The 14,080-nt window shown below is 39.7% G+C and carries 15 protein-coding genes and 1 pseudogene; 7 read left to right on the top strand and 9 right to left on the bottom strand.

The features are described 5' to 3' along the window. Nucleotides 1–169: 169 nt before the first annotated feature. Both D5018_RS13870 and trmH read left to right on the top strand, forming a co-directional pair. Nucleotides 170–553, top strand: a complete 384-nt coding sequence (locus tag D5018_RS13870; RefSeq protein ID WP_121839597.1) for a RidA family protein — start codon at nt 170–172, stop codon at nt 551–553. An 86-nt stretch (nt 554–639) separates the two neighbouring features. Continuing rightward, nucleotides 640–1,344, top strand: coding sequence for a tRNA (guanosine(18)-2'-O)-methyltransferase TrmH (trmH, locus tag D5018_RS13865; protein ID WP_121839596.1), 705 nt, complete (start codon nt 640–642; stop codon nt 1,342–1,344). Here the strand turns inward: trmH and D5018_RS13860 are convergent. Continuing rightward, a complete protein-coding gene (locus D5018_RS13860; RefSeq protein ID WP_121839595.1) occupies nt 1,334–2,728 on the bottom strand; it encodes a hypothetical protein in 1,395 nt (464 codons plus the stop codon). The genes trmH and D5018_RS13860 overlap by 11 nt on opposite strands. Nucleotides 2,729–2,815: 87 nt before the next feature. Then, the gene (locus D5018_RS13855) at nt 2,816–4,315 is read right to left on the bottom strand and encodes a hypothetical protein (protein ID WP_121839594.1); all 1,500 of its coding nucleotides are present in this window, start codon (nt 4,313–4,315) and stop codon (nt 2,816–2,818) included. Between the two features lie 183 nt (nt 4,316–4,498). Between D5018_RS13855 and D5018_RS13850 the strand changes: the two genes are divergently transcribed. From D5018_RS13850 to D5018_RS13840, 4 genes are all read left to right on the top strand, one after another. Further along, a complete protein-coding gene (locus tag D5018_RS13850; protein ID WP_133309298.1) occupies nt 4,499–5,038 on the top strand; it encodes a substrate-binding domain-containing protein in 540 nt (179 codons plus the stop codon). Nucleotides 5,039–5,154: 116 nt separating this feature from the next. Continuing rightward, nucleotides 5,155–5,322, top strand: coding sequence for a hypothetical protein (locus tag D5018_RS21725; RefSeq protein ID WP_165905070.1), 168 nt, complete (start codon nt 5,155–5,157; stop codon nt 5,320–5,322). A 9-nt stretch (nt 5,323–5,331) separates the two neighbouring features. Next, nucleotides 5,332–5,826 (top strand): hypothetical protein, encoded by a 495-nt coding sequence (locus D5018_RS13845; RefSeq protein WP_121839592.1) that lies wholly within the window; start codon nt 5,332–5,334, stop codon nt 5,824–5,826. Between the two features lie 499 nt (nt 5,827–6,325). Next, nucleotides 6,326–6,877, top strand: coding sequence for a hypothetical protein (locus tag D5018_RS13840; RefSeq protein ID WP_121839591.1), 552 nt, complete (start codon nt 6,326–6,328; stop codon nt 6,875–6,877). On the opposite strand, the gene D5018_RS13835 is transcribed toward D5018_RS13840, so the two are convergent. From D5018_RS13835 to D5018_RS13820, 4 genes are all read right to left on the bottom strand, one after another. Then, a complete protein-coding gene (locus D5018_RS13835) occupies nt 6,874–7,974 on the bottom strand; it encodes an ABC transporter permease (RefSeq protein WP_121839590.1) in 1,101 nt (366 codons plus the stop codon). The genes D5018_RS13840 and D5018_RS13835 overlap by 4 nt on opposite strands. After that, nucleotides 7,971–8,900, bottom strand: coding sequence for an ABC transporter ATP-binding protein (locus tag D5018_RS13830; RefSeq protein WP_121839589.1), 930 nt, complete (start codon nt 8,898–8,900; stop codon nt 7,971–7,973). Before D5018_RS13830 ends, D5018_RS13835 begins: the two co-directional genes overlap by 4 nt. Further along, complete coding sequence (locus D5018_RS13825; RefSeq protein ID WP_121839588.1) at nt 8,897–9,883, bottom strand: HlyD family secretion protein; 987 nt, start codon at nt 9,881–9,883, stop codon at nt 8,897–8,899. The genes D5018_RS13830 and D5018_RS13825 overlap by 4 nt, the downstream gene beginning before the upstream one ends. A gap of 300 nt (nt 9,884–10,183) precedes the next feature. Beyond that, complete coding sequence (locus tag D5018_RS13820; protein WP_133309297.1) at nt 10,184–10,606, bottom strand: RlmF-related methyltransferase; 423 nt, start codon at nt 10,604–10,606, stop codon at nt 10,184–10,186. A gap of 111 nt (nt 10,607–10,717) precedes the next feature. Here D5018_RS13820 and D5018_RS13815 point away from each other — a divergent pair, with 111 nt between their 5' ends. Beyond that, a complete protein-coding gene (locus D5018_RS13815) occupies nt 10,718–10,942 on the top strand; it encodes a hypothetical protein (protein WP_133309296.1) in 225 nt (74 codons plus the stop codon). 405 nt (nt 10,943–11,347) lie between these two features. Here D5018_RS13815 and D5018_RS13810 read toward each other — a convergent pair whose 3' ends face one another. The 3 genes and pseudogenes from D5018_RS13810 to D5018_RS21720 form a co-directional block, all read right to left on the bottom strand. Then, on the bottom strand, nt 11,348–12,559 hold the full coding sequence (locus D5018_RS13810; protein WP_121839585.1) for a type II toxin-antitoxin system HipA family toxin: 1,212 nt from the start codon (nt 12,557–12,559) through the stop codon (nt 11,348–11,350). After that, nucleotides 12,556–12,834: a helix-turn-helix domain-containing protein gene (locus tag D5018_RS13805; protein WP_279386887.1), complete on the bottom strand. Its 279-nt coding sequence runs from the start codon at nt 12,832–12,834 to the stop codon at nt 12,556–12,558. The genes D5018_RS13810 and D5018_RS13805 overlap by 4 nt, the downstream gene beginning before the upstream one ends. Nucleotides 12,835–13,619: 785 nt before the next feature. After that, nucleotides 13,620–14,080: pseudogene (locus D5018_RS21720) on the bottom strand (ISKra4 family transposase); the annotation flags it as partial.

Here is a 14,080-nt window from a genome sequence, read left to right as displayed (position 1 = left end):
AGATAAAAATTCATGGTTTATTTTGTAAATCAGAATGTTATTGATTTCGTTATACAGAGCTGAGGTTAAAAAAGATAAAATAAGCGTTTCCAAAAACTCTCTTGTTATCTCCTTTTCTCTTTAGTTAAACTGTCATTCCTACATGGACTCATTCAAAAGAGAACTTAAAATGGCAGAAAAACAAATTATCGCTACTGAAAATGCACCCGTCGCTATTGGTACCTACTCTCAAGCTGTAAAAGTAGATAACACCGTCTATGTATCAGGGCAAATTCCGTTAGTGCCTAGCACAATGGAAATGGTAAGTGATGATTTTGCAGAGCAAACTGTTCAGGTATTTGAAAACCTAAAAGCTGTCTGTAATGCTGCCGGTGGTGAGCTGTCTGACATTACCAAACTCAATATCTTTTTAACTGACCTATCTCACTTTGCTGTGGTCAATGAAATTATGGGACGCTACTTTAGCCAACCTTACCCAGCGCGTGCTGCTCTAGGTGTAAAAGAGCTGCCTAAAGGCTCACAGGTTGAAATGGACGCCATTATGGTGCTGTAATTAACAGTATTGTTTCATGTTATAATCAATACCATTGAGTTAAGGCGCAATAGCGCCTTTTTTATTTTTGATAGACCGTTGAAAACATGACTCCAGAACGCTTTACTCGCATTAATGACATGCTAAACCATCGCCAACCAGATCTAACAGTATGTTTAGATCAAGTCCATAAACCCAACAATATTTCAGCCGTGGTGCGCACTGCAGATGCCGTTGGCGTACATGAAGTACATGCGATTTGGCCGGATCCTGATATGCGTGTTTCTGGCAATACCGCTTCTGGTAGCCAGCAATGGGTGAATGTAAAGAAGCATTATCAGGTAAAAGAAGCGTTTGATGATTGCCGAGCACAAGGCATGCAAATCATTGTCACTAATTTTAGTGATGAAGCCGTGGATTATCGAGAGATTGATTACACCAAGCCCACTGCCATTGTACTTGGTCATGAAAAAGACGGAATAAGCGCTGAAGCGTTAGCCTTAGCTGATAAACAAGTGATCATTCCTATGGTGGGGATGGTGCAGTCTCTTAATGTTTCAGTTGCTGCGGCATTAATGTTGTTTGAAGCCAAACACCAACGAGAACAAGCTGGGCTTTATGGCATCAACAAACTACCTGATGACTACTGTCAAAAGTTACTGTTCGAACAAGGTCATCCTATATATGCGAAAGCGTGTCGTAAAAAGGGGATCCCTTATCCACATATTGATGAAAATGGCCAAATTGATGCCCCAGATACATGGTTTGAAGCATTGCGTACCACGCCAGATCTCGATGAATTTATTGACTAATACTCACTTTAATCGATGTTGGAAAAGCACCTGAATGAGTCGTTAACGAAAAATCACATGCGACTTTTTGAGGGTTCTTCTTTTTGGTTGGCCGGCCTCTTCGTGGTTTTACCACTTTTCCTTGTTTTTGTTGAGTTGTAGGCATTTTTATATGTACATCATGGGATCTTACACGAGGGTTAAATAGACTGCGATCATCAGTAGTCACAATATACGCTGATACTGAAATTTGTATCTCTTGCGGCGCAAGAGATGCTGTCGGTAAGAATATTGGTTTACTTTGCGTATTTTCTATCTCTGGTAAAATCAGCACAGGATCACATTGCATCTTCTGTTGCTTCACTTCTGTCTTATCTTTCTCAATCAAAGCGCTAGATATAGACGCTACCAATTTTTTGGGTTCGGCAAGCTCAATATCACACTCCTCAAAAGAGCTTTTTTCATAAACCTCTTGCTCATCAATCATCGCTCTCAATTTTTCCATTCGAACATTGGTTTCTTTGGCTTTCGCTTCGCAATTTTCTTTATATTCAGGAAAAGTATAACAATGCTGTGCCAGTTCAAATCCATGCTTAGCCTGTTCTAGATAAGGGTATTCATCCTTAAAATCATCATCAGCTCCTTTTATCGCTACGTCCTCTAGCTTTAAGGCTAAATTCCACAGACACACCCCATATTCAGAACGATTACTACTGAGTGCCAATAGATCTTTATCAGCCTTTCTAATGAGTCTGCGTAACCCATGTGCTAACGCATGATGGTCATCTGTAATTTCTTCAAGCTTCTCTAAGCAGTGTTCAAATTGAGTTAATGTTGCTCGCTGTGAACGGGTCAAGGCTCCGGCCTTTGTAATCGTCATTCTCCATTGCTGAACTTGTTCAACACGCTTTTTCAACAGGTTTACCAAGTCGTCTGTTTTTTCAATTTCTAAGTCACACTTTCTTATTGCCTCAATGCAATCAGATTCATATCTTCGATCTTGAACTCTTGTACTGTGTTTAACCTTTTGTTTTTCATTTTGTTGTATACCTAAAAACTGTTTGAAGTTAGCTTTTGCTTCTTCAGCTAATGACGTGGCTTTTTCAATTAGGCATAGTTCATTAGGATGATTATATTCAGGTTTCCAATTTCCATGAAAACAGCCCAACGCCTCCATACTATCTTGGGAAATTGCCTGAAGATCACAGGCTACTTGCCAGCACAGAACACCGAAAGTGACGTTACCAACGCTTTGCTTAAACTGGGGGTCGGCTTTTAACCCTTGAAGTGCTGCTAGTCTTTTATCTCTATTTCTATCGGGTAACTGGTCAAATTCGTTGAACTTAGCCAAGTAATCCGCCTCACTCAATGGGTTATTGGTATGAAATTCTGTACTCGCCGCCATTGTAAATCCACTTCAAATTAAACTTTTACCATTATAATCAACTGGTTATAAATTCAAGGTGAATCCAAAGTGAGCAAGCGTTAACCTTTATGAAATTGAATGTCTTAGAAGACGTTTTGCTATGGGTAAGCTGGTTTTGCGAGTTTGAGGGGAGCTTGGTCTTTTGAGTTTCTTTACTGGATTTTTTTTATCTTTTGGCGCCTTAACCCACTCTACCATTGTCATTAAACGATTTAATTTTGTTGTGAGTTTTACAAAATTTTGTTTTGTAGCATTAAGTTCATACTTATCTGATAACTCTAGACTTTTTAATGCCTTAGTTAGTTTTGAAATCTCACTTTTTCTATTACCCTCTGATGAAGGACCAGCATTATGGAGGATGTCGAGTTTTACTTGTAACTCTCTTTTTTTCATAGCTATCTGTTCACGCAACACCTTAATTTTACTATCCATGGACTCTGATTCACACTCTAGAGGCTCACTGCTAAGTAATTGGCCGTTATCATCATAACGATCATAGTGCTCTGCTGGCATTGGCTTCATATCATCAACCACAGCAGCATTTTTCTTGTAATCCCATAATGCCACGAGTTCCATTCCACTATCTCTGCACTTAAATATTCCTTCAATCATGTCATTCTCAATGGATCTTTGGATATTTTCCACTTTAGTGTCAAAGTAAGCGAGCCACTTTTCACAATCAATTCTATCTTCGCATTTTATGTATAAAGTTCCGGCTTTTTCCATCGCCGCTGCAGCTAATTGGTAATGCTTAGCAATATCTGTTAATTCCGCTACTAAGGTTTCACTATCTGTATTATATCTATCAAGATTATCAATTTGATCCGAACACATTTTATTCAATTTGAACCCTAAATTCCAATAACTGGTCGCTAAATCATATCTCTCACCTTTCGTCATCTCATCATGAGCAGATACTTGAGTAAAAGCTTGAACTTTCCTCGCATGCGCCTTCAGCTCAGTAATCGACTCTATGCTATCGCACAACGTCTCATGTTTGGCAGCTCTATCAGCCATGCTTACCATCATTCTAACGCGCAATTTAGGCATAGGGTCTAAAACATTAAGCTTGCATTTAGTAGAAGGTTTGTAACAAACAGGTTCGTCTTCTATGGCGATATCTTGTAACTGCTCAATTTGGGCTTCAACTTCATGTAATGGCTCATGAGTCTCTTTAAGAAAGGTTTTTGATTTCTCAAGCTGTTGTCGATATTGTTTAGTGTTCTTTTTAGATACATCGCCAACCATATCCTCATAGTCTTTTATCGCTTGCCTAAACCAACTTTCCGCCTCTCTATAGAGTTCTAGAGCTCGTTCAACACTATCTGATTTCGTTTCTTCGGCTAAATCACGGTATTCTGCGGCTAAATTCCAGCAGGTATTACCATGCATCTCATAAGTCACGTTTTGGCAAAACCCTTTATCAGCAAGCAAGCGATGATATCTGTTGATTCTCAACATGGGATCGCTAAAGTTTGTAATACTCATAAATTCCGAAACATATTCTTCTCCAGTAGCAAAACCATAGGGCGCTAGAGAAACGCTAACACTCGGTGAATAAGACATAAATCAACCAACATATACATGGAATAATATATAAAGGATAGGCAAAACAGCTATTCTAAATCTTAATGCCACATGAGTATTTGTTAATTAAAAGCATGACTTAGCTAAAAATAGAATTAAAAATTAATCTACTTCTTCGTATATAGCAGTACATTGTGGTTTTAATTGATTCGAGAAATAAAGATGAAAATCGCACGGAATCAAGTACTGGCTTTATTGGTGATATTATTTTCTGGAATATGCCATGCCACAGGTAATAGGCATTTAGTTAGGTTGGCAGTAGTTATCGCTCCGGCTGAAAGTGGGTTTATCCACTATCTGACCAATGATTTTCAAAAGCAGACAGGCTATCAACTTCAAGTTAGTAGCAGCACTAATCCGTATCAACTGGCACAAGCTGGTAAGGCCGATATCGTTATTTCTCACTTTGGTAAACAACAACTACCAAGCTTTGTTCTTAATGGCTATGGCAGTTGGCCGAAGATGGTATTTGCAACTCAATCGGTATTGAGCAGTCCAGCATCCAACCCTGCTAATGTTCAACCTCAAAACAGTATGAGTGATGCTATGAATCGAATTGCACATCAGAAGCAGTTTTACATTGATAATGAACTGGATGAAGTCAGCAAGCTTACCGAACTGTTTTGGCAGCAAGCTGGTAAACCGAATAAAGAAGGTTGGTTTGTGCATGACGGACTAAAAAAGAGGTCGCCGCACAATTAGCTGACGCATTAGATGGCTATTTCATTTGGGGAGCTTACCCATTTTTAGCTTACAAGCAGCAAAACCAATCCTCTCAAGTCGTGCTTGTCACTCGCGAACCGCACTTGCAACGAGTGATGTCTATTACTCGTGTCAATCCAGATAAAGTTGTAGGTATCAATACCAAAGGTGCACAAGCGCTTGAGGACTACCTATTGCAACCCAGTGTGCAAGCCAAAATCAGTCAATTTCGTATTAATGGCAGCCCGCTGCAATTGTTTTGGGCTGAAGCAACAAATAACTAAGGAGTAACCATGTTAAGTTCTTTACTATTGTTAAGTTCGCTTGTAACTGGCGGAACAGCGACGGACTACGGAAACTGGACAGTATTTAACTTCCACGATAGTCATAACACTATAGCTTCTATAACTGAAAGTATCGATGGCAGTCATGCAACACTTCAGATAGCTTGTCAGAATGGTAACAATTGCTCCATTCAAATAGATACTCCGAAGAACTGCCCACTAAACTTATCAACATTAAAATTTCAAATAAATAATTATCAAGGTACTTATGCTGCGAATTGCTTGAGAGGCTATAGTGCCGTGATGGATGACTCCATAACAGGTCAAGGGCACACAGAATATTTACTTCAAAAAGGTTCATTTAGCAAAATGACAAATAATGACCAGCCCTTTACTGTATATAATGGTACCAATGATAACGGATATCGTTTTAGTCAAAATGGTGGCGCAAGTGCTATACAGCAATTATTTGCAACGCAAAATAACTTCGATATCGCCCAATAACTCTATTAAGTTTAAAAGGAGGCACGTCATGTTAAGTTCAATGATTCTTATGACCTCACTTCAACTCGGATGCACCAATGGTAAGAAATGTTATATAGCCCTTTATTCTCCTAGGGCTGCAATAAAAATAGTCCAAATTTCACACTCACTGTAGAGAATGAAACCGAAATACATACTGCTAAGTGCATAAAACACGTAAACGCACAGGTGGATTCGACAGATAGCGGATTTGTTATAGGCTCCATAAAATATGGTGCTTTAAGTTGGCTTAAGGATGACGGCTCTCTGTTTTCAATAAACAGCGATTCACAAACTTATTACTTTGGTTCTAATGGTGCTCATGAGGCATTGCAACAGATCATTCGATCACAAAACAATTTTAATTTGACAAAGTCATATTCAGACACAAGCCAATAACTATAACAGCGTTAAGCTCATGTTTAGCATTGAATACTTATAATGCCATCTAATTGTTAGTTTACAGCCTTAGGAACATCTAATGCTTAGTACAATGCTATTAATGGCCGCACTCACAACCAGTGGCGCTAGCTATAACCAAGATTTTGGTGATTGGAAGGTTTCCCACTTTCCTAATGGATTGGTCATCGCTGAAACCAACAGTTCGGATGCTCAATTGCAAATTGGCTGCACCAATGGTAAAAATTGCTACATGTCCTTAGCGGGAGACAATGCGTGTGAAACGTCACCAGCAGGCGTATTAATCAGCATTGATTTTGAAATATATGGCGAGGACGGCAACTCGGTATTTTATTCTGAATGTGAACAAGGAAAAACAGTCGCCAGAGACAAAACAGGCACTCGAAGCGTAGATATTGGCGGCGACATCAAAATGGGCACCTTGTCTTACCTTGGTCAGAAAGGACAAGGGGAAGGTGATCAATTTAGCGTGAGAAGCTATCTACCTTACAAATATGATGAGGCTAAGGTTTACACTTTCAGCCAGAAAGGTGCTCATGAGGCATTGGATCAGTTAATTGCCACCCCAAACAATTTCAATCTCACCAGTGGAAACTCCACAACTCATTTTTAATCCAACGACTTGCTAAAGCGCTTCGCTGCCACACAAATGCCGATGACAGTGAAGCCTAACATCCATAAGGTATCTGGCCACATATCTAGCATATTAGCGCCACGAAGAATCACTCCTCTAATCATTCGCATAAAGTGCGTTGCTGGCAACACTTCAGCAATCCACTGTGCAGCTTTTGGCATGGCATCGTAAGAAAAAACAAACCCAGATAATAAAATTGATGGCAGCAAAATAAATACCGTCATTTGCATTGATTGCATTTGGGTTTTAGCAATAGTAGACAACAGTAAACCAAGGGTTAAGCTGGCTGAGATAAAACAAAGCGTCACTAACAGTATTTGTAAAATGGAGCCATTAATCGGGACATTAAATAGCAAGTGCCCAACACCTAAAATAATGGACACTTGCACCAAGCCAATCAAAATATAAGGAATGATTTTAGCCACCATTAACTCTAAAGGTTGGATTGGTGTGGTGATCAGCAATTCTAAATTCCCTCTCTCTCGCTCCCTCACGATCGCTGAGCTGGTGAACATGATCATCGTCATGGTTAAAATGATCCCCGAAATACCCGGCACAATGCTAACGGCACTGCGTTGAGATGGATTATATAAAATGGCCACTTCAAAGGTCTTCGCCGGTGGCGCTTTACGTATTGGAATATCAAAATCCGTCAATGGCATTGTCTGTAAGCTTTTAATTGCACCACTGACCAAAGTATCGCTACCGTCCACCAACCACTGCCCTAATACTCGTCCTTGAGCAGCACGTTGAGTGAGATCTTTAGGTAATATCAAAACAGCTTGTACTCGTCCTTGTTTTAGTGCTTTTTGTGCTTGAACCACCGTCGGGTATGCGGCTTTCAATTTTGGAATTTGAGTCGCTTTCACCGATTCAACTAATAATCGCCCAAAAGCTGACTGACTTTGATCTACAACCCCAATTGGTATATGTCGAACCTGAGTATTTATCGCATAACCGTATAACAGGAGTTGAAATAATGGGATCATTACCGTCATGCTTAGCGTAATACGATCACGCATTAATTGTCTGAATTCTTTGATGATCATTGCAAAAATGCGTTGCCGTGACTTCATGCGCGCCCCTCTCCAGTTACTGACACGAACACATCTTCTAAACTGGGGCGGGCTATTTCTAACTCGGCTGTTAACAATTCAGGAAACCGACACTTTAACCAATCAATAGGATCACTAACGTGCTTGCTGATCAATACTCGAAGACGTACCCCCAACTGTGCAGCAGAATGTACTTCTTCCAACGCTAATAATTGAGCCTTCAAACGGCGTAGATCTGGGTAGAGAATTTCAACGACATTCACCCCCATTTGAAGCATCAATTGCTCTGGTTCACCATGGGCTCTGATCTCCCCTGCTTCCATGATAGCCAGTTGATGACAACGCTCAGCTTCATCCATATAGTGTGTTGAAATCAAGATGGTGGTGCCTTTATCACATAGATCGAACAACTGCTCCCAAAAATCACGTCGATTTTCTGGATCGACAGCCGAAGTGGGTTCATCTAAAAATAATAACTTTGGACTATGGATGGTAGCAGCCGCCAGTGAGAGTCGCTGTTTCTGACCACCACTCATACCTTCAACACGTTGATGCTCTATAGGCTTGAGATCATAAGTGAGTAGCTGCTGCTCAATGCGTGTTGCTAATGTCACGGGATCCAACCCGTAAATTCGACCAATAAAGGCCAGATTTTCTATCACCGTTAAATCATCATAGAGGGAAAATTTTTGAGTCATGTAACCAATTTGAGTTTTTAACGCTTCTGCTTGCTCAGGTACTTGATAACCTAAAACTTGAATATTGCCTTCGCTCGGAGCCAATAATCCCGTCAGCAAACGAATTGATGTCGATTTTCCACTACCATTCGGTCCTAAAAATCCATAAATCTGACCTTGTGGGATATTTAAATGTAACTGCTTTACGGCAGTAAACTTCCCAAATCGTTTACTCACCCCTTTTGCAATGATGGCAGGAGCTGATGTCATTGCACTCCCCTTTCATCAATTACACTCTCTGGAGGCTGAATATGGCTAAGATCAGCTTGGGCTGGTACCCCTGACGGCAATGATTCAGAAATAAATGGCAACGTGATTTCAGCTAAATACATCAAATGAGAACGCTCACTTTCAGTCAAAGCGTAATAAGGTGAAAATGAGGGTTCGGTGGCAATCCTTCTTACTTTTCCTGCAAAACTACCTTTGACGCCATCGACATGCACGGGAACTTGCGCACCTATAACCATTTTTATTCGATGAGAAGCTGGAACATATACTCTTGCATAGGGGACACTATTAGCTTGAATGATAGCCACAATCCCCGCTAGTGGTGGCCGCTCTCCCAAATTGTACGGCAAATTGTCCAGTATGCCGTTACGAGTCGCAGTGATCGTTAATTCCTTTAATCGTTGCTGTTGCAGTGCCGCTTGTGCTTGGGCAGCAGCTAATTCGGCTTTCGCTTGTTCGACGTCTTCTACCCTTGCACCTGCCGTCAGTTTTAAAAAAGCCTCTGTTGCCGAATGTAAATTTGCTCTGGCAGTATCTCTATCCGCTCTGGCTTTATCTAAATTCGACTGACTCACTAATCTTTGAGCAAATAAATCTCGAATTCGTATGAATGCTTTTTCCGCCTGAATATCTTTGGCTTTGGCCTGCTGAACTTGAGCGCTCGCAGCTGCTATATCTTCTGGTCTTTCACCGTTAGTTAACCTTAATAATGCTGCATTAGCTTTTGCTTGTTGCGCTTTTGCTTCAGCCAACAGCGCTTGTTGATTTTTTGTATCGAGCTGAACCAGTACATCTCCCACTTTTACTTTCTGCCCTTCATGCTTAGGTAACTGACGAATAATTTCACTCGCGGTGGCCGTCAAGGTAACGCGATCGCGTTCAATGGTTCCTAAAGCCTGATCTGGTGCAGGCTGACAAGCACATATCCATATAGCCAGCAGGGATACAATAAGGTGACGTTTCATAACGAACTCCAACAAATGATTAGCTCATGAATCGTTGTCATTGATAAGCTTCTCTATAGTCTAGTCAAGAACTTCATGGAGTGGCGGCTAGCATTTTAAAAAAGCTTGTTGAATGGAAGATAAAGTTCAGATGATGAGTTTATAAAAAACTTTGAATTATTTTGAATACTTTTTGTGCTATCTCAGGTCTTTTGAAATAGATGACTCACGTTGGTCAGTCATCTCCTTGTCCTCCTGCCTGATGTTTTGTAATACTGGTTCAGGTATGTTTGCAAGCCTTAGTGGCTTGCTTTTTTTTGACTAATTTTCAATAAAGCTCCAACAAATCATTCGACTGATTTTTTGTCCTTGGCTCATGGTTACGATCTTGTACTCTCGTACTTGAGCCTTTTTTAGTGCTTTTTTAATGATCGGCAAGTTCTCTTTTTTTGCTACTAAAGAAGTAAACCATCGACATTGCTCAGCATATTGGCAGCTTTCATTGATCATTCTTCGAATAAACGCTGACTCTCCACCATCACACCATAATTCATTATGTTGCCCTGCAAAGTTCAATGGATTGTCACTGGATTTAAGCTGACTCCCTCTAGCTTGCTTATTTTTATTAAGGTTGGCTTGCTTTCGCTGACTGCCTGCTTGGGCTTCTTCTGCACTCTTATGAAATGGTGGATTACAGAGAGTGAAATCATAAGGGTGTAGATCTTTTAGATCGACAAACATCATGAAAAGATCATTAATTATCAATGGGATGACTTTGACAAATAGTGCGAAAGGAGCAATTTTATAGTACTTATCAGTTTGCAAACACAACAAGTCTATAAAAAGGCTCCTTTCATGAAGCTAGCATACTCAAACTCTCTCGAATATCCATACTTTTCTGAAGCTAAATTACAATTTGAACGTATTATTTCGTACCTCGAAGATAAGCAAGTTAGGCAAGATAGCCATGGAGAAGTTGAAGCTTACATCGATGCTGAAGGAACTGAGTTATTGAGGTGTTTATTACAGGGTTTCTTAGATATCAAAACCGCTGAAGATCCTGTAGCACCGTTTAAGTAGACCAAAAAATATGTAGCACTATATGTAGCACGGCTTTTGAAGGTAGCACTGAAATTAATATCGGCTCAATGAAAATCACAGATGATTTATATATGTTATATATCAATGTCTTGAGTTGAGTTTATGGGAGTCATTCGGAGTTGCTGATGAATCACAATACGGAGCAAATAACTCCATGGGGTGTCAGGGGTCGGAGGTTCGAACCCTCTCATTTCGACCATTTTTATTCATTCAAATCAATGCCTTACGTCATCACCTTCTAATTCATCTTAAAAATATCTGCCTGTTTATTTTGCGAGAGTTTTGCGAGTAAGCAACAAAATCATTCTATTTCAATTGGTTAACATGCATTTGAACGCTGTCGTAAATTCCATTTTTGATAGTGTCATCTCGAGTATGACGACTTCATTCAAACTTTTTCTTTCTGTCGTGCCTATACGATATGCTGCTGAAACTACCAAGCATGACTCTATCTACAGATTGCTCAATTGAACCTTTTAGCCCTTTGAGTAGGGATGCTTCTTGTGAGTTTTTGATAAAGTCTAGAATTGAGTTAGCCGTTTGCTCAATAATCTGTTCAGCATCTCGAATTTTAAACTGCTGAGAGGTACCAAGGTTGATGAGGTGTTGTTTATCTGGAAAGACTTTGCTGTTTTTGAGTTTTAACGCCATTTTTTTATCAATCGTATCGTAGATAAGTGTATGAGTGATATCAAATGGTGGGGATACAAAGATATGCTTCATATTTGTCGTATATTGCAAAGCAAAGTTTTTTAAGTGGGCATCGCCATTGCCAATCAAACAATTAAAAACAATGTAGTGATACATCTTTCGCACTTCTTCTAAGCTATTAGTGTAGATGAAGGTTGCTTTTAAAAGTGTTTCATAACTCCCAGTGTATTTAGCATCTGGGTGATTGGGTTTCTTTAGCAGAGTTGTGAAATCTTCAAACCCTAAAGTTTCACTATTAGGTTTATCGAATCGCTCTACAATAAACGTTTCTAGGTTTTCGGATAGATACGTTTTTGGTGGCTTAAGTCCGCAATGTTTCGCGGCTTGCATGCACACATATTCGTTAACGGTTAAAAGCGGAAATTCTTCATCACAGGCTTTTACAATAAGATCGTGTTGCTCAAGTGTTCGCCCTGTGTTGGGTATGCTCACTTTAGGCTGAACACCAGATAAACTGTTTCTTAGGTAATACTTTTCCAATAATTGAGGGAACAAAGGCTCTTTTGATTGGTAAGTTAAGATCTGATTTAATGGTAACGATTCAGCTTCTGGCAAATCAATATTGGTGTCATAGCTAAGCATACCAATTCCATGGTCACCTTGAAGTGCAAGCAGATACATGTCATTAACTCTTGCGTGCCTTGCTAAACGATCGGCAATGAAACGGCGGTTAAATCCTTCAGGTAAATTTTGAGCAAAAATGGGGTGTAATGAGCCAGATGAATAACCATCAAGTGATGGCTTTGTCATCGTTAAAGAAACATGCTTATCTTTTCGAGTGGGCTGAAAGTAATGGTTTGACCCATGTGTGAGTATGCCAAGCTCAGAACTGTCACCTAAAACGGTTAGTTTCTCTATTCGCTGTGGAAGTGTTGTAAGATTCATTCATCGTCTCCAAATAGCGAATCCAATTCATCCCAATCAGGTAATTGGTGTTGCTTTGGTTTTATATCTATTTCGTAGCCCAGTGCGTCTATGTATCTTTCAAAAATATCTAAGGAGCCGGTAAAGCGACCATTTTCAATTTCAGAAATGGTACTTTTATGAATAGCCGTTTGTTCAGCAAGCTGCTTTTGTGTTTTTAGTTGCTTTTTTCTTGCCTGCGCAAGAGTTTGACCAAGCTGTTGACGATTTGCCATGAGTTCCTCGTTGTTCGATATATAGCGAACTTAATACAAATTAAAGCATTAAGTTCGCTATATAGCAATTATAATGACCGAAGACTTAAAGCATGCACTGAAATGCTTAATTTCAATCCTTCAAGTTTTGAAGAAATTTAAATAGAGATAAGTAGTGATTATGCTGGCTGGCAAATAATCGCTTAACTTAAAACTGGAAGCTTGGCGCACTATCCAAATGCGTCAGGGATTCATGGAAGTTGAGATTACATTTTTTTGAAAAAGCTACTCGCAAAACGATTTGCATCTCACTGATTTATATAGGTTAAAAAATTAAAATTATTAACCAAATTAAGCTTTTTCACGTTAGGCGCAACCATGGTATGTCTTTATAAATCATGCTCTTAGTTGCGGAATTTACGTGTTGATGGGGTGTCAGGGGTCGGAGGTTCGAATCCTCTCATTCCGACCATTTTTTTCTTATTTTACAAGTGATTTTGAGCTCTTAAGAAATCTTGTAGCACAATATTTCTCTCAAAAACCATTTTTTATAGCATATATGTAGCACCATTTTTTAGATGCTAATGTGCTACATTTTTTGTTTTTCAATCCTTTCCCGAATTTTGTTCGAACTCGCTGAACGTTTTATATAAACCAAAAGATCGCCAGATGTGCTAGAGCAAGTTATGGCTAAGGCTCACTGCGGTTTATTTCTAATTGCTGTGAAGGTTTTGCCCCGAAATGATTTAGAGCATTAACTTTAATGTTGTTCTATGATTATTACTCCCAAATTATTTGGGTGTAGGTCTTTTAAACAGACACAGTTATCAACATCCGTATAACCTCTGTTTGGATTGCTTTTTGTGATATTCCCAATATTTTTCGAGATCACCACTCGACCTTAACGACCTTAGTTTTAATATGGCCTCTGCACCTTCTAGGCTCCATCTCGCTCCCGTGATATCCAGCCTATCATTTATCAGATGACGACAAGCTCCCTCAATGACGCCACTAGCAATTGGAAACCCCTGTTCTAACGCTTTGCCGTATTCTAATCTCGATTTATTTTTCAATAGATAACCGATGCACTTATCAATGCCTTCTCGTTGTTTTAATTTCCGTTTTGTTGCACTGACCCCAAGACCTTTTGCTACTTGTGACGCATTTCCTCGTAAGACCTCTGTCGCTCGCTTTTCTATCCAATCTTCGACTTCTGGATCATCTTTTTTAAATAAGCACCACGCCGCTTTCCAGAGGTATTCGAGCACATGAATGAAATCCATGACCA

It is taken from the genome of Parashewanella curva (genome assembly GCF_003675895.1).
GTDB classification, from domain to species: Bacteria; Pseudomonadota; Gammaproteobacteria; order Enterobacterales; family Shewanellaceae; genus Parashewanella; species Parashewanella curva.
This window is presented reverse-complemented; position numbering and strand designations above follow the sequence as displayed.